This is a genomic window from Kitasatospora sp. NPDC017646 (assembly GCF_044329365.1).
Taxonomy (GTDB): domain Bacteria; phylum Actinomycetota; class Actinomycetes; order Streptomycetales; family Streptomycetaceae; genus Kitasatospora.
Genome location: NZ_JBIRJC010000003.1, coordinates 48,197 through 63,668, shown reverse-complemented (window position 1 = coordinate 63,668; position 15,472 = coordinate 48,197). Strand labels below are relative to the sequence as shown.

Below are 15,472 nucleotides of genomic sequence, written 5' to 3'. Positions count from 1 at the left end.
CGGCACCGACAGCACCGGCACCGACACCAGCCGCACCGAACAGCACCCGGCCGCCCCGTGCGGTCCGGCACCACGAGGGAGAGGGAACGCACGTGGAGTCACGCACCGGCTTCGCCGTCGGAGGCACGGCGCACGCCGAACCGGTCTCGGTGCCGGAGCTGCTCGCCCGCAGCCGTACGCTCTGCACGCCGCCGCTCCGGGCCGCCGTCGCCCGTCTGGCCGCACCGATGGACACCGTGGCGGCGTACCACTTCGGCTGGATCGACCGGGACGGCACCCCGGTGGAGGGGGACGGGGGCAAGGCCGTGCGCCCCGCGCTGGCGCTGCTCTCGGCCCAGGCCGCCGGTGCGGTGGCCGAGGTGGGCGTGCCCGGTGGGGTGGCTGTTGAACTGGTGCACAACTTCTCCCTGCTCCATGATGATCTGATGGACGGTGACGAGACACGCCGGCACCGGGCCACCGCCTGGACGGTCTTCGGTCCGGCCCAGGCGATCCTGGTCGGTGACGCCCTGGCGACGCTCGGCACGGAGGTGCTGCTCGACGCCGGCGACACCGGCGGCACCAGCCCCGCGGACGCCGCGCGCGCCGTCCGGCTGCTCACCACGGCGACCCGCCGTCTGATCGACGGCCAGGCCATGGACGTCGCCTTCGAACAGCGCGACAGCGTCACAGTCGCCGAGTGCCTGGAGATGGAGGGCGGCAAGACGGCGGCCCTGCTGGCGGCCGCCTCGGCGATCGGCGCCGTCCTCGCCGGGGCCGACGACCAGGTCTCCGGCGCGCTCCAGCGCTACGGCCACCACCTGGGCCTGGCCTTCCAGGCGGTGGACGACCTGCTCGGCATCTGGGGCGAGACCGAGGTCACCGGCAAGCCGCACTGGGGTGACCTGCGCCAGCGCAAGAAGTCCCTGCCGGTCGCCGCCGCGCTCGCCGAGGGAGGGGCGGCCTCGCGCCGGCTCGCCGAGGAGCTCGCGGACCCGAAGGGCCGGGGCGAGGAGAGCGAGGCCGAGCTCGCCGCCCGGGCCGCGCTGATCGAGGAGGCCGGCGGCCGCGCCTGGACCCAGGAGGAGGCCCGCCGCCAGCACACGACTGCCCTCGCCGCCCTGGACGAGGTGCCCATGTCCGACGGGGTGCGCGAGCACTTCGTCGCACTCGCCGAATTCGTGGTGGTACGAGAGAGGTGACGTTACGTTGACAGCAACCGCGGACGGCCGGCTCGACCCTGAGTACGATTCCGAGCCGGTCGCGGTGGGCGACCGTCCTCCGGCCCTGCTGGGTGCGGGGCAGTGGCAGCCCGAGGACACCGACGGGCCGCGGCCGGCCGGTGAGGCGGACCGCCGGCCCGCCGACGCACGCGAGGCCCTGGCGCGCGCCACCACCCACCTGCTCTCGCTGCAGTCCTCCGAGGGCTGGTGGAAGGGAGACCTGGAGACCAACGTCACCATGGACGCCGAGGACTTACTGCTCCGCCAGTTCCTGGGCATCAGGACGGAGGAGCAGACCCGGGCCACCGCCGAGTGGATCCGGTCCCAGCAGCGGGAGGACGGCACCTGGGGCACCTTCCACGGAGGGCCGGCCGAACTGTCCACCACCGTCGAGGCGTACGTCGCCCTCAAGCTCGCCGGTGACGACCCGAGCGCCCCGCACATGCTGGCCGCCGCGCGGTACGTCCGCTCCGCCGGGGGCATCGCGGCCGCCCGGGTGTTCACCCGGATCTGGCTCGCGCTCTTCGGCTGGTGGCCCTGGGAGCGGCTGCCCGAGATGCCGCCCGAGATCATCTTCCTGCCCAAGTGGCTGCCGCTGAACATCTACGCCTTCGGCTGCTGGGCCCGCCAGACCATCGTCCCGCTGACCATCGTCTCAGCCCACCGTCCGGTCCGTCCGGCCCCCTTCGCGCTCACCGAGCTGCACACCGACCCGGAGAACCCGTACCCCGACCGGCCGCTCGCTCCCGCCACCAGCTGGGACGGCCTGTTCGAGCGCCTGGACAAGGTGCTGCACGCCTACCACCGCCGGGCCTTCCGGCCGCTGCGCCGGCTGGCCATCGCCCAGGCCTGCCGCTGGATCGTCGAGCGGCAGGAGGCCGACGGCTGCTGGGGCGGCATCCAGCCGCCGGCCGTCTACTCCCTGATCGCCCTGCACCTGGAGGGCTACGAGCTGGAGCACCCGGTCATGAAGGCCGGGCTCTCCTCCTTCGACCGCTTCACCGTGCACACCGAGGACGGCATGCGCTGGATGGAGGCCTGCCAGTCCCCGGTCTGGGACACCTGCCTGGCCACCATCGCCCTGGTCGACGCCGGGCTGCCGGCGGACCACCCGGCGCTGGTCTCCGCCGTCGACTGGATGCTCGGCGAGGAGATCCGCAAGCGCGGCGACTGGTCCGTCCAGCGGCCCTCCCTGCCGGCCGGCGGCTGGGCCTTCGAGTTCGAGAACGACACCTACCCCGACATCGACGACACCGCCGAGGTGGTGCTCGCGCTGCGCAGGGTCGCCCACCCCGACCCGGCCAAGGTCGACGCGGCGGTGGACCGGGGCGTGCTGTGGAACCTCGGGATGCAGTCCAAGAACGGCGCCTGGGGCGCCTTCGACGTGGACAACACCAGCCTGCTGCCGAACAAGCTGCCGTTCTGCGACTTCGGCGAGGTGGTCGACCCGCCCTCCGCCGACGTGACCGCCCACGTGGTGGAGATGCTCGCCGAGACGGGCCGGGCCCGCGACCCGCGGACCCGCCGCGGCATCGAGTGGCTGCTGCGCAACCAGGAGGCGGACGGCTCCTGGTTCGGCCGCTGGGGCACCAACTACATCTACGGCACCGGCTCGGTGCTGCCCGCCCTGGTCGCGGCGGGCGTCCCGGACGAGCACCCGGCGATCCGACGGGCGGTGCGCTGGCTGGAGGACCGGCAGAACGCCGACGGCGGCTGGGGCGAGGACATGCGTTCCTACGAGGACCCGGCGCGCTGGGCCGGGCGCGGGGACTCCACCGCCTCGCAGACCGCGTGGGCGCTGATGGCGCTGCTCGCGGCCGGCGAGGGCCCGGACGGCCGGGCCAACCCGGCGGTGGAGCGCGGCGTGGACTGGCTGGTGCGCACCCAGCTGCCCGAGGGGACCTGGGACGAGCCGCAGTTCACCGGCACCGGCTTCCCGTGGGACTTCTCCATCAACTACCACCTGTACCGGCTGGTCTTCCCGGTCACCGCGCTCGGCCGCTACTTCAACGGCGCCCCCGGCATGGTGAAGCCCGGCGGTGCCCCGGCGATCGGGGCGGCGAGGTGACCACCGCACCCCTGCTGGTGCTCTGCGCGCTGGGCCCCGAGGTGTGGGCCCTGCGCGGTGGCGACTGGCGCGGCGCGGCCGGCGGGCCTCCCGTGCTGGTGCGCACCGGGGTCGGCCGCCGGCGTGCCGGCACGGCCGTCCGCCGGCTGCTCGGCTCCGCCCCGGGCAGCTACGGCGCGGTCGTGGTGGCGGGCTTCGGTGCCGCCGTCGGGCCGGGCGTGGCCCCGGGCGACGTGGTGGCCGCCGACGGCGTGCGCGACGCCGAGGGCCACCTCTACCCGGTCGACTCCGGGCCCGAGCTGTCCCGGGCGCTCAAGGAGCAGGGCCTGACCGTGCACACCGGGGTGCACCACACCGCCGACCACGTGGTGCGCGGCATCGAACGGCGCGCCCTGCACCTCCAGGGCGCGCTCGCCGTCGACATGGAGGCCGCCGCCGTCCTCGCCGCACTGCGGGAGGTGCGCCCGGCCCTGCCCGTCGCCGTGCTGCGGGTCGTGGTCGACACCCCCGAGCACGAGCTGCTGCGCCCGGGCACCCTGCCGGCCGGGGTGCGCGCCTGGCGGACCCTGCGGGCGACGGTACCCGCCCTGGTCGACTGGTACCGGCAGGAGCCCGACGACGGCTCCGCAGACCTGAACCACCCCACATCCTCGACGCTCCCCCAGGAGGCGAGCTAGCCATGGCCATGCCGTTGCGCCAGACCGTGCGGGTCGGCACCTACCTGATGCAGCAGAAGCTGCTCAAGCGACGGGACAAGTTCCCGCTGATCGTCGAGCTGGAACCGCTGTTCGCGTGCAACCTCGCCTGCGAGGGCTGCGGCAAGATCCAGCACCCGGCAGGCGTGCTCAAGCAGCGGATGCCCGTCGCCCAGGCGGTCGGCGCGGTCCTGGAGTCGGGTGCCCCGATGGTCTCGATCGCCGGCGGCGAGCCGCTGATGCACCCGCAGATCGACGAGATCGTCCGGCAGCTGGTGGAGCGCCGCAAATACGTCTTCCTCTGCACCAACGCGCTGCTGCTGCGCAAGAAGATGGACAAGTTCAAGCCCTCGCCGTACTTCACCTTCGCGGTGCACATCGACGGCCTGCGCGAGCGGCACGACGAGTCGGTGGCCAAGGAGGGCACCTTCGACGAGGCGGTGGCGGCGATCAAGGAGGCCAAGCGGCGCGGCTTCCGGGTGACCACCAACAGCACCTTCTTCAACACCGACACGCCGCAGACCGTCATCGACGTGCTCGACTACCTCAACGACGAGCTGAAGGTCGACGAGATGATGATCTCCCCGGCCTACGCCTACGAGAAGGCCCCCGACCAGGAGCACTTCCTCGGCGTCGAGCAGACCAGGGAGCTCTTCCGCAAGGCCTTCGCCGGCGGCAACCGCAAGCGCTGGCGCCTCAACCACAGCCCGCTCTTCCTGGACTTCCTGGAGGGCAAGGCCGACTTCGAGTGCACCCCCTGGGGCATCCCCAACTACTCGCTGTTCGGCTGGCAGCGGCCCTGCTACCTGATGGCCGACGGCTACGTGCCGACCTACCGCGAGCTGGTCGAGAAGACCGACTGGAGCAAGTACGGACGCGGCAAGGACCCGCGCTGCGAGAACTGCATGGCCCACTGCGGCTACGAGCCGACCGCCGTCCTGGCGACCATGGGCTCGCTGCAGCAGTCGCTGCGCGCGATCACCGAGACCGTCAGCTCCAACCGCGGGCGCTGAGCCGGCTCCCGGCCCTCCGCCCCGGGGGCCGTCCGCCCCGAGCTCCCGTCCGGCCTGGGCCGTGCCCGGGCCGGACGGCCCCGCCCCGTCGGGCGGAGGCACCGCCGCACCGCTTCGAGTCGTGAGGTGTACCCATGTCACTGCTCTCCCGCGTCACGTCCCCGGCCGAGCTGCGCAAGCTCCCGGCGTCCGACGTGCCGCTGCTCGCGGACGAGATCCGCGAATTCCTGATCGACGCCGTCACCCGCACCGGCGGTCACCTCGGGCCCAATCTCGGCGTGGTGGAGCTCACCATCGCGCTGCACCGGGTCTTCGACTCGCCGTACGACCGGATCGTCTTCGACACGGGCCACCAGAGCTACGTCCACAAGCTGCTCACCGGCCGCCAGGACTTCTCCCGGCTGCGGATGAAGGGCGGCTTGTCCGGCTATCCCTCGCGGGCCGAGTCCGAGCACGACCTGGTCGAGAACTCGCACGCCTCCACCGCCCTCTCCTACGCCGACGGGCTGGCCAAGGCCGCGCAACTGCTCGGCCAGAACGACCGGCACACCGTCGCGGTGATCGGTGACGGCGCGCTCACCGGCGGGCTCGCCTGGGAGGCGCTCAACAACATCGCCGACGCCAAGGACCGGCCGGTGGTCATCGTCGTCAACGACAACGAGCGCTCCTACGCCAGGACGATCGGCGGCCTCGCCCACCACCTGGCCACCCTGCGCACCACCCAGGGCTACGAGCGCTTCCTCGCCCTCGGCAAGGGGGCGCTGCAGCGCACCCCGCTGGTCGGGCAGCCGATCTTCGACGCGCTGCACGGGGCCAAGAAGGGCTTCAAGGACGCCTTCGCCCCGCAGGGCATGTTCGAGGACCTCGGGCTGAAGTACCTCGGGCCGATCGACGGCCACGACGTGGGCGCGGTGGAGCAGGCGCTGAGGCAGGCCCGCAACTTCGGCGGCCCGGTCATCGTGCACTGCCTGACCGTCAAGGGGCGCGGCTACCTGCCCGCCGAGCAGGACGAGGCGGACCGCTTCCACGCCGTCAACCCGATCGACCCGTACACCTGCCTGCCGATCTCGCCCAGCGCCGGGGTCTCCTGGACCTCGGTGTTCGGCGAGGAGCTGGTCGCGCTCGGCGCCGAGCGGCCCGACCTGGTGGCGATCACCGCCGCGATGCTCCAGCCGGTCGGGCTGGCGCCGTTCGCCAAGGCGTACCCGGACCGGACCTTCGACGTCGGGATCGCCGAACAGCACGCCGTCACCAGCGCGGCGGGCCTGGCCACCGGCGGGCTGCACCCGGTGGTGGCGGTGTACGCGACCTTCCTGAACCGGGCCTTCGACCAGGTCCTGATGGACGTCGCCCTGCACGGGCTGGGCGTCACCTTCGTGCTCGACCGGGCCGGGGTCACCGGTACGGACGGCGCCTCGCACAACGGCATGTGGGACATGTCGATCCTCCAGGTCGTCCCCGGGCTGCGGATCGCCGCGCCGCGCGACGCCGAGCAGCTGCGGGCCCAGCTGCGCGAGGCCGTCGAGGTCGGGGACGCGCCGACCGTGGTCCGCTTCCCCAAGGGGAACGTCGGGTCGGTCGTCCCGGCGGTCGATCGGATCGGCGGGACGGACGTGCTGCTGCGTACCGGGCCGGCACCGGAGATCCTGCTGGTGGCCGTCGGCAGCACCGCCCCGGCCTGCCTGGACGCGGCCCGGCTGCTGCTCGCCGAGGGCTTCACCGCGACCGTGGTCGACCCGCGATGGGTCAAGCCGGTCGACCCGGTGCTGCCCCGACTCGCCGCCGCCCACCGGCTGGCGGTCACCGTCGAGGACAACGGCCGTACCGGCGGTGTGGGTTCGGCCGTCTCCCAGGCGCTGCGCGACGCCGACGTGGACGTCCCGGTGCGGGTGCTCGGCCTGCCGCAGGAGTTCCTCGGGCACGCCGCGCGCGGCGAGATCCTCGAGGAGACCGGCCTCACCGGCACCGGGGTCGCGGCCCAGACCGCCGTCTTCGCCAAGAACCTGCTACCGACCCGAGGAGCGAACCCTCGCCATGCCGGCTGAACCAGAGCGCCCCGCCTTCGACCTCGCCGCCCTCCTCGCCGAACGCGGCGGTGAACGCTACGAGTTGCACAGCCGCTACCTCAACCCCCAGCTGCCGCGGATGCTGCGCACCATCGGCTTCGACAAGTACTACGAGCGGGCGGAGGGCCAGTACTTCTACGACGCCGAGGGCAACGAGTACCTCGACATGCTGGCCGGCTTCGGCATCTTCGCGCTCGGCCGGCACCACCCGGCGGTGCGCTCGGCGGTCCAGCAGGTGATGGACCTGGACCTGCCCGACCTGGTCCGCTTCGACTGCTCGCCGCTGCCCGGACTGCTGGCCGAGCGGCTGTTGTCGTACGCGCCCGGCCTGGAGCGGGTGTTCTTCGGCAACAGCGGCACCGAGGCGGTGGAGACCGCCCTGAAGTTCGCCCGGTACGCCACCGGTCGCAAGCGCGTCCTCTACACCGACCACGCCTTCCACGGGCTGACCACCGGCTCGCTCTCGGTCAACGGCGAGGGCGGCTTCCGCAAGGGCTTCGACCCGCTGCTGCCGGACACCGCCATACCGCTCGGCGACATCGGGGCGCTGGCCAAGGAGTTGAAGCGCGGTGACGTCGCGGCGCTGATCGTGGAGCCGATCCAGGGCAAGGGCGTCCAGGCGCCCCCGCCCGGTTGGCTGCGTGCCGCCCAGGCGCTGCTGCACGAGCACAAGGCGCTGCTGATCTGCGACGAGGTGCAGACCGGTGTGGGTCGCACCGGCGAGTTCTTCGCCTACCAGCACGAGGAGGGCGTGCTGCCAGACCTGGTGTGCGCGGCCAAGGCGCTCTCCGGCGGGTACGTGCCGATCGGGGCGACGCTCGGAAAGAGCTGGATCTTCGAGAAGGTGTACTCCTCGATGGACCGGGTGCTGGTGCACTCGGCCAGCTTCGGGTCCAACGCCCAGGCGATGGCGGCCGGGCTGGCGACCCTGGAGGTGCTGCGCGAGGAGAAGGTGGTGGAGAACGCCCGGCAGGTCGGCGACCGGCTCCGCGAGCGGCTCACCGAGCTGGTCGACCGGTACGAGCTGGTCGCCGAGGTGCGCGGCCGCGGGCTGATGATCGGCATCGAGTTCGGCCGGCCGAAGTCGCTGAAGCTGCGCACCGCCTGGACGGCCCTCCAGACGGCGCGCAAGGGGTTGTTCGCGCAGATGGTCGTCGTCCCGCTGCTCCAGCGGCACCGGATCCTGACCCAGGTGTCCGGGGACCACCTGGAAGTGATCAAACTGATCCCGCCGCTGATCATCACCGACCGGGACGCGGACCGGTTCCTGGAGGCCTTCACCGAGATCATGGACGAGGCCCACCGCGGCAACGGCCTGATGTGGGACTTCGGCCGGACCCTGGTGAAGCAGGCGGTGGGCAACCGGTAGGGCGGCGCGGAGTGGGAAGCCGGCGGGGCCGACTTCCCACTCCGTGGGAGACACCGCGTCAGAGCTCGGTCCGGCGGCGCCGGATGACCACCACGAGATCGACGACGGCGAACAGGGTGATCAGCCCGAGGGCGATCGCGAAACCGGTCAGGGTGCCCCGGCTGGGCGCGCCGTCCACCGGTGAGGAGGCCGCCCAGAACGCGAAACCCGCCGTCCCCAGGGCGAACAGCGGGGTGAAGGTCGCCGAGAGCAGGTAGCGGAGCTTGAGGTCGCTGCGGGCGGTGGTCGGCTCGGTGCCGCTGTGCCACCGTCGTGGGGTGGTGGTGCGCATCGTCGTCCACCTCCGGGCCGCGCGGGTAGGGGGCTACGATTCCAGCGTACGTCCGAGGCGGAGAGCCGGGGAGGCACGATGACGGGGTCGGACGCCGCGGGGGCGGGCACGCCCGGGGAGGACGCCGAGGGTTACGCGGGGCTGCGGATCGAGCGGGCCCGCGAGCTGGCCCGGCGGCACGGCTGGGCCTCGGTCCGGGTACTGGAGCCGGGGCAGCTGATCACCATGGAGTACCGGGAGGGGCGGCTCAACCTCACGGTGCGGGACGGCGTGGTCGAGCGCAGCTGGGAGGGGTAGCCCCTTCCGTGCGGTGGGGCTCAGCGCGCGAACCGGCGGTGCAGCCGCTGTTCGGCGACGGCGACCAGGGGTTCCAGCAGCGGCAGGGAGAGCAGCACCAGCAGTCCGGCGGCCCAGCCGGCCAGCACGTCGGAGACCCAGTGGGTGCCCAGGTAGACGGTGGTCAGGCCGATCGAGCAGGCGGTGGCGGCGGCGATCACCGCGCCGGTGCGCCGCCAGCGGACGGCGAGGTAGGCGAGCACCCCCCAGGTGACCACGGCGTTGGCGGTGTGGCCGGAGGGGAAGATGGTGCCGCCGGAGAACAGCTCGGGCGAGCCGACGTACTGGGCGTAGTGCGGGCCGAGCCGGCCGGTGACGATCTTGACCGCGCCGACCGTGACGTTGAGCAGCAGCAGCGCGACGCCCATGACCAGCAGCGGGCGCAGCCGGCCGAGCCGGCGGGCGCGCCAGAGCAGCCAGGCGAAGGCCGCGATGGCGCTGGGCCCGCGCTGTCCGACCACCACCCAGGCGTTGAGCAGCGGCTCCAGGCTGGGCCACCGCTCGTACGGGCGCAGCAGGCGGACCGACCAGTCGAGGTCGACCAGGTCGGTGTTGAGCAGGACGCCGGCCAGCACCACCAGATAGACCGCGAAGGTCCCGGCGAACAGGGCGGCCCGGCGCCGGCTCATCGGGGGCCAGCCGGGCTCGCAGCGGTCGGGACCGGTCAGGCCGGGGCGGGTCGGGCCGGGCATGCGGGCCGGGGCGCGGTCGGGGACCGGGAGTTCCCGACGGTCGGCGGTGCGGTGTTCCGGCTCCTGCCGCGGAATGCGAGCGGCGGTACTTCTGGATTGCACGGGCTGACCATACCCATCCAACCGTGGCTATCCAGGAGCGAATTGTCATTTTCCCGGGAAATCGACAATTGGGGCGCTGCCGGGTGACCCGGGGAGTGATTTCGAGTATTCCAGGATCGAATGCCAGTGTGGTCTTCGAATGATTCTGCAAAAGCCCCGGTAAAGAAAACGGAGTGGGAGGCCGGTCCGCCCGGCTTCCCACTCCGTGGTAACCCTGTGTAGGTTCCGTGCTCAGTCGAGGGGGCCGCCCGCGACGTAGATCACCTGTCCGGAGACGAAGCCGGCGCCCTCGCCGGCGAGGAAGGAGATGGTGTTGGCGACGTCCTCCGGCTCGCCGACCCGCTGGACCGGGATCTGGGAGGCCGCGGCCCGCTTGAAGTCCTCGAAGTCCATGCCGACCCGGGCGGCGGTGGCCGCCGTCATGTCGGTGGCGATGAAGCCGGGGGCGACGGCGTTGGCGGTGATGCCGAACTTGCCCAGCTCGATGGCCAAAGTCTTGGTGAAGCCCTGTAGGCCGGCCTTGGCCGCCGAGTAGTTGGCCTGGCCGCGGTTGCCCTGGGCGGACGAGGAGGACAGGTTGACGATGCGGCCGAAGCCGGCGTCCACCATGTGCTTCTGCACCGCGCGGGTCATCAGGAAGGCACCGCGCAGGTGAACGTTCATGACCGTGTCCCAGTCGGACTCGGACATCTTGAAGAGGAGGTTGTCCCGGAGCACGCCCGCGTTGTTGACCAGCACGACGGGGGCGCCGAGTTCCGCGACCACGCGGTCGACGGCGGCCTGGACCTGCTCGGCGTCCGAGACGTCGGCGCCGACGGCCAGGGCCCGTCCGCCGGCGGCGGTGATCCGGTCGACGGTGTCCTTGCCGGCGGCCTCGTCCAGGTCCAGGACGGCGACCGCGTAGCCGTCGGCGGCCAGCCGCACGGCGGTGGCGGCGCCCAGCCCGCGGGCGGCGCCGGTGACGACCGCGACCCGGATGGCGGTGCTCTGCTCGGTCATGCTCGCTCTCGTCTCTCTCGGGGGTGCCTCCGGGGAGTGCCCCCGGGGAGGGTGCCCACACCCTACCGGCGGGTAGGGACGGCGACCAGGGTGGAGAGGCGCAGGTGACGGTCGGTAAGGACCGACCGGTCGGCTTTCTGCTGAGAACGGGTTACTCCAAGGGCGTGGCAGCGCGTAAATATGCCAATGTTGCCGAACCTGCGTCTACTATCCGCCCCTGCCTGCCAGCAAGGGCCTGCCGTTTGTATAGTGTCCGCCAGCAGCCACCGGCTGCACGGCTGGAGCGCCCTCCCTCATAGCTGGACGCCCACTCGCCGTTACTGCCCCACCCGGGTGTCCCACACACACCGGGTGTGACATCGGGACGGATACATGGTGCTGGGGGAGATCCCGACAACCCGCGTGTCCGCGCGACTGCAGCAGTCGCCCGGACACCTGATTCGCGTTGCACAGCAGGTTCACACCCGTCTGTGGTCCGAGCACGTCGGAGCCGATCTCACGGCTCCGCAGTTCGCGGTCCTGCTGGTGCTCGCCCTCGAACCGGGCGCGGACCAGCGGACGGTCGGCGAGCGTGCCTCGCTCGACAAGGCCACGATGGCGGAGATGGTCGCGCGGCTGGTCCGCCGCGGCCTCGTGCTGCGACGGCGCGACCCGGCCGACGGCCGGCGCAAACTGCTTGCCCTCTCGCAGAGCGGCGCCCAGGCGGTGCGCGAGGCCACCGGTGGTGTGGTCCGCGTCCAGCGGGTGCTGTTCGAGCCGCTCACGCCCGAGGAGCAGGTCGAGATCGTCCGGGTGATGGCCAAGATAGCCAGGCTGGAGCCCGCGGCGGTGGCCGTCTTCTCCGACGCGCGGCCCATCCTGGACGCCCAGCGGGCGATCGGCTACCTGATCAGGGTCGGTCAGCAGGTGCACACCAAGCTCTGGTCGGAGCACGTCGGGTCGGAGCTGACGGCTCCGCAGTTCGCCGTGCTGGACGCGCTGGAGCTGGAACCGGGCGCGGACCAGCGCACGGTCGGCGAGCTGGCCTCGCTCGACAAGGCCACGATGGCCGAGATGGTCAGCCGGCTGGTGCGCCGCGGTCTGGTGCAGCGCCGGCGCGACCCCTCGGACGGGCGGCGCAACCTGCTCTCGCTCTCACCGGCGGGTCAGGACCTGTTGCACCGCTCGGTCGCCGGGGTGGCCGAGGTCCAGCGGCTGCTGCTCGCGCCGCTGGCGGAGGAGGAGCACGAGGCTGCGCTCGCGCTCATCGCCAAGGCGGCCAGGCTCTAGCCCAAGCTTTGGTAACAATAGCCAAAACGATTCACCAAAGCTCCTGAAGTCCTCGGTTGTCGGCCCCGGCCGCCGTCGGTACGGGTGAATCCGGACATGCCGAAGCGCCGCTCGTCCCTGCTCGGAATGAGCGGTACTTCGATATGACCGACTGTCAGGACTGCCTGGGACGTCAGAAGTCCCAGAGTCGTCCGGACCGTCGGGGCCGTCGTTGTCGGGGGCGCCGGGCCGGTTCGGCCGGCGCCCCCGCCACCGGCGTCAGTTCCAGTCGAACTCCTGCGGGTCCGGGCCGATCCGCTTGCCGGTGGCGACACCGGCGATCGCCGCGAGGTCCTCGGCGTCCAGCTCGAAACCGGTGACGTCGAGGTTCTCCCGAATGCGGGACGGGGTGACCGACTTCGGGATGGCGATCACGCCGTTCTGCAGGTGCCAGCGGAGCACCACCTGGGCGACCGTGCGGCCGTGCTTCCCGGCGATCTCCGCCAGCGCCGGCTCGGACAGCAGCTCCTTGCCCTGGCCCAGCGGGCTCCACGCCTCGGTGGCGATGCCGTGCCGGGCGTGGAAGGCGCGCAGCTCCTCCTGCGGGAAGTACGGGTGCAGCTCGACCTGGTTCAGCACCGGGACGACCGAGGCCTCGTCCAGCAGGCGGGTCAGCTGCTCCGGGCCGAAGTTGGAGACGCCGATCGACCTGACCAGGCCGTCCGCCTTCAGCTGCTCCAGGCCCTTCCAGACGTTCAGGAAGGTGCCGTGCATCGGGCGCGGCCAGTGGATCAGGTACAGGTCGATGCGGTCGAGGCCGAGCTTCTCCAGCGAGGCGTCGAACTCGCGCCGCACCGCGTCGCGGCCCTGCTCGCCCGACCAGTCGCGGGTGCCCGAGTTCCACAGCTTGGTGGTGACGTAGAGGTCCTCGCGGGCGAGGCCGCCCGCCAGCGCCTCGGTGATGGCCGCGCCGGTGCCGGCCTCGTTCTCGTACACCGCGGCGGTGTCGATGGAGCGGTAGCCCGCCTCGATCGCGGTGCGGACCGCGGGGGTGGCCTCGGCGTCCGGCACCTGCCACACGCCGAAACCGAGCTGCGGGATCTGCGCGCCGTCGTTCAGGGTGACGCTGGGGATGTTGCTCACGGGAAGGGGTGCCTTCCTGGTCGTCCTATTGGTTCCAGAGGGGGCAACTGGTGCCCCGGCACGATTGTTCCCGCCGTTCGGGCGAATCTTTGGCGAAGCTTTACGACGGCGTGGCGTACGCCGGGGCCGCCCGAACAGGGACGACGGAAAACCTGTTGCGCGGATCACACCGGGCTTGGCAGGCTCGCGGACATGACCTCCTGAGACTCGGGTCCTTCGTGCCCATCCCTTGTCCGTCAGCACCTCCGCCGGACGTGTCGACGTCGCCGCGCCACCGCGCCGCGCGTCCATCGCCCGTCCTCGTGCGTGAGCGGGGCGGCCGCGCCGTACGGCCTGCGCCCGTGCCTCCCGCATCCGCGTACCCCCCGTACCTCGGTACCTCCGCACCCCTTTCGCACCTTCCGCATCGGAGTGTCATGCCGCTCACCCCCCTGCCGCTGGCCGACCCCGGCAGTCCCGACCTCTCCTCACCCCTGGCCTTCCTCCGCTGGCTCCAGCGCGCCCAGCGGCGCGGGCAGGTCCGTGCCACCTGCTGGGCGCTGGTCCAGATGGGTGCCCAGGCCGCGGCGCCGGTGGCGCTCGGGCGCGGCGTCCAGGCCGCCGTCGACGGCGACGCCGGCGGGATCTGGCGGGCCGGCGCGCTGGCCCTGCTGCTGTCCGCCGTCGCCGCGTGCAGCTCCGTGCTGCTGCACCGGCAGGCGGTCTGGAACTGGATCCACGCCGCTTGCCACGTACGGCAGTTGGTGGCCGGCCAGGCCTCGCGCCTCGGGGCCGGACTGTCCCGGCGGATCGCCACCGGCGAGGTGGTCGCGGTCGGGAGCGGGGACGTCGAGCGGATCGGCTGGTACGTCGAACTGGTCGCCCGCCTCCGGGCCGCGGTGATCGTCTGGCTGGCCATCAGCTCGGTGGTGCTGGTGGTCGAACCGGTGCTCGGGGTCGGGGTGCTGCTCGGCGTCCCGGTGCTGGCCGCCTCGGTCTGGCCGATGATCGGGCCGTTCGAGCGGCGTTACGAGAAGCAGCGCGAACTCGGCGGCAAGGCAACCGAGCTGGCCGCCGACACGGTGGCCGGGCTGCGGGTGCTGCGCGGCATTGGCGGCGAGGAGCTGTTCCTGGCGCGGTACCGGGCGGCCTCCCAGAAGGTCCGCGCGGCGGCGGTGCGCTCGGCCCGGGTGTGGTCGCTGATGCAGGCCCAACAGGTGCTACTGCCGGGCCTGTTCGTGGTCGGGGTGACGTGGTACGGCGCCCGGCTGGCGGCCTCCGGCGAGCTCGGCGTGGGCACCCTGATCGCGGTCTACGGCGCGACCGCCTTCCTCGCCTCGCCGCTGCGGATCCTGGGCGAGGCGGCGCACGCCTGGAGCGTCGCCCGGGTCTCCGCCGGGCGGGCCGTGCGGGTGCTCTCGCTCAGCCGCACCAGCGGCGGGTCCGAGGGCGTGCTGACCCGGCCGGGCCGGTCCGACCTGCACGACCCGGCCACCGGACTGACCGTCCGGGCCGGTGAGTTGACCGCGGTGGTCTGCGGGGACCCGGACTTCGCCGGGGCGCTCGCCGAGCGGCTCGGCGGGCACGTCCCGCTGGCCGAGGGCGAGCCGGAAGCGCCCTCCGTCCGGCTCGGTGGCACCGAGTTGGACACCGTGCCGCTGGCCGTGGCCCGGGCGGCCGTGCTGGTCCACGACAAGGAGCCGGTGCTGCTCTCCGGGACGCTGGCCGAGCTGTTGGACATCCCGTCCTCCGGCCGGGTCGCGGCGACCGAGGCGCTCGCCGCGGCCCGCTCCGAGGACGTACTGGAAGCGTTGGTGGACGGCTCGCCGGAGTGCGCGGGGGATCCGATGCTCGCCCGGATCACCGAGCGCGGGCGTTCCCTCTCCGGCGGGCAGCGCCAGCGGCTGGCGCTGGCCCGCGCGCTGCTGGCCGACCCGCCGGTGCTGGTGCTGGACGAGCCGACCAGCGCGGTGGACGCCCACACCGAGTCCCGGATCGCCACCGGGCTGCGGGAGACCCGGGCCGGGCGCACCACCGTGGTGTTCGCGACCAGCCCGCTGCTGCTCGACCAGGCTGACCGGGTGGTGCTGGTGCGCGACGGCCGGGTGGCCGCGACCGGTCGGCACCGCGAGCTGATGCGCACCGAACCGGCCTACCGGGCCGTGGTCACCCGGGACGAGGAGGCCGCGTCGGTATGAGCACCACCGTCAACCGTCCGGCCGAACGAGT

At 72.6% G+C, this 15,472-nt stretch carries 13 protein-coding genes; 9 read left to right on the top strand and 4 right to left on the bottom strand.

Annotated elements, in window-relative coordinates:
• Positions 1–92: 92 nt before the first annotated feature.
• The 6 genes from ACH4J0_RS05945 to ACH4J0_RS05920 all read left to right on the top strand — a co-directional run bounded on the left by ACH4J0_RS05945 (position 93) and on the right by ACH4J0_RS05920 (position 8,413).
• Positions 93–1,181: a polyprenyl synthetase family protein gene (locus tag ACH4J0_RS05945; protein WP_396236639.1), complete on the top strand. Its 1,089-nt coding sequence runs from the start codon at positions 93–95 to the stop codon at positions 1,179–1,181.
• 7 nt (positions 1,182–1,188) lie between these two features.
• On the top strand, positions 1,189–3,270 hold the full coding sequence (gene shc, locus ACH4J0_RS05940) for a squalene--hopene cyclase (protein ID WP_396236637.1): 2,082 nt from the start codon (positions 1,189–1,191) through the stop codon (positions 3,268–3,270).
• Positions 3,267–3,947 carry a 1-hydroxy-2-methyl-2-butenyl 4-diphosphate reductase gene (locus ACH4J0_RS05935; protein WP_396236635.1) on the top strand — a complete coding sequence of 227 codons (681 nt, stop codon included), beginning with the start codon at positions 3,267–3,269 and terminating at the stop codon, positions 3,945–3,947. The genes shc and ACH4J0_RS05935 overlap by 4 nt, the downstream gene beginning before the upstream one ends.
• 2 nt (positions 3,948–3,949) lie before the next feature.
• Positions 3,950–4,978 carry an adenosyl-hopene transferase HpnH gene (hpnH, locus tag ACH4J0_RS05930; RefSeq protein ID WP_396236633.1) on the top strand — a complete coding sequence of 343 codons (1,029 nt, stop codon included), beginning with the start codon at positions 3,950–3,952 and terminating at the stop codon, positions 4,976–4,978.
• A gap of 134 nt (positions 4,979–5,112) precedes the next feature.
• A complete protein-coding gene (gene dxs / locus ACH4J0_RS05925; RefSeq protein WP_396236631.1) occupies positions 5,113–7,023 on the top strand; it encodes a 1-deoxy-D-xylulose-5-phosphate synthase in 1,911 nt (636 codons plus the stop codon).
• A complete protein-coding gene (locus ACH4J0_RS05920; RefSeq protein WP_396236628.1) occupies positions 7,013–8,413 on the top strand; it encodes an aspartate aminotransferase family protein in 1,401 nt (466 codons plus the stop codon). Before dxs ends, ACH4J0_RS05920 begins: the two co-directional genes overlap by 11 nt.
• A gap of 58 nt (positions 8,414–8,471) precedes the next feature.
• On the opposite strand, the gene ACH4J0_RS05915 is transcribed toward ACH4J0_RS05920, so the two are convergent.
• A complete protein-coding gene (locus tag ACH4J0_RS05915; protein ID WP_396236626.1) occupies positions 8,472–8,744 on the bottom strand; it encodes a DUF6343 family protein in 273 nt (90 codons plus the stop codon).
• A gap of 78 nt (positions 8,745–8,822) precedes the next feature.
• Between ACH4J0_RS05915 and ACH4J0_RS05910 the strand changes: the two genes are divergently transcribed.
• Entirely contained in the window at positions 8,823–9,041 is a 219-nt protein-coding gene (locus tag ACH4J0_RS05910) for an I78 family peptidase inhibitor (RefSeq protein WP_396236624.1), read from the top strand.
• Positions 9,042–9,061: 20 nt separating this feature from the next.
• On the opposite strand, the gene ACH4J0_RS05905 is transcribed toward ACH4J0_RS05910, so the two are convergent.
• On the bottom strand, positions 9,062–9,874 hold the full coding sequence (locus tag ACH4J0_RS05905; RefSeq protein ID WP_396236622.1) for a phosphatase PAP2 family protein: 813 nt from the start codon (positions 9,872–9,874) through the stop codon (positions 9,062–9,064).
• A 231-nt stretch (positions 9,875–10,105) separates the two neighbouring features.
• Positions 10,106–10,873 (bottom strand): 3-oxoacyl-ACP reductase FabG, encoded by a 768-nt coding sequence (gene fabG / locus ACH4J0_RS05900; RefSeq protein ID WP_396236620.1) that lies wholly within the window; start codon positions 10,871–10,873, stop codon positions 10,106–10,108.
• A 402-nt stretch (positions 10,874–11,275) separates the two neighbouring features.
• On the opposite strand from fabG, the gene ACH4J0_RS05895 reads away from it, so the two are divergent.
• Entirely contained in the window at positions 11,276–12,142 is an 867-nt protein-coding gene (locus ACH4J0_RS05895; RefSeq protein WP_396236618.1) for a MarR family winged helix-turn-helix transcriptional regulator, read from the top strand.
• Between the two features lie 258 nt (positions 12,143–12,400).
• On the opposite strand, the gene ACH4J0_RS05890 is transcribed toward ACH4J0_RS05895, so the two are convergent.
• Complete coding sequence (locus tag ACH4J0_RS05890) at positions 12,401–13,264, bottom strand: aldo/keto reductase (RefSeq protein WP_396236616.1); 864 nt, start codon at positions 13,262–13,264, stop codon at positions 12,401–12,403.
• Between the two features lie 416 nt (positions 13,265–13,680).
• Between ACH4J0_RS05890 and ACH4J0_RS05885 the strand changes: the two genes are divergently transcribed.
• Positions 13,681–15,441, top strand: a complete 1,761-nt coding sequence (locus tag ACH4J0_RS05885; RefSeq protein WP_396236614.1) for an ABC transporter transmembrane domain-containing protein — start codon at positions 13,681–13,683, stop codon at positions 15,439–15,441.
• Positions 15,442–15,472 lie beyond the last annotated feature (31 nt).

What these genes read in the sequence shown, in the direction of transcription:
- hpnH (WP_396236633.1), top strand. Translation starts at nt 3,950, where the DNA reads ATGGCCATGCCGTTGCGCCAGACCGTGCGGGTCGGCACCTACCTGATG.
- dxs (WP_396236631.1), top strand. Translation starts at nt 5,113, where the DNA reads ATGTCACTGCTCTCCCGCGTCACGTCCCCGGCCGAGCTGCGCAAGCTC.
- ACH4J0_RS05920 (WP_396236628.1), top strand. Translation starts at nt 7,013, where the DNA reads ATGCCGGCTGAACCAGAGCGCCCCGCCTTCGACCTCGCCGCCCTCCTC.
- ACH4J0_RS05915 (WP_396236626.1), bottom strand. Translation starts at nt 8,744, where the DNA reads ATGCGCACCACCACCCCACGACGGTGGCACAGCGGCACCGAGCCGACC.
- ACH4J0_RS05910 (WP_396236624.1), top strand. Translation starts at nt 8,823, where the DNA reads ATGACGGGGTCGGACGCCGCGGGGGCGGGCACGCCCGGGGAGGACGCC.
- fabG (WP_396236620.1), bottom strand. Translation starts at nt 10,873, where the DNA reads ATGACCGAGCAGAGCACCGCCATCCGGGTCGCGGTCGTCACCGGCGCC.
- ACH4J0_RS05885 (WP_396236614.1), top strand. Translation starts at nt 13,681, where the DNA reads ATGCCGCTCACCCCCCTGCCGCTGGCCGACCCCGGCAGTCCCGACCTC.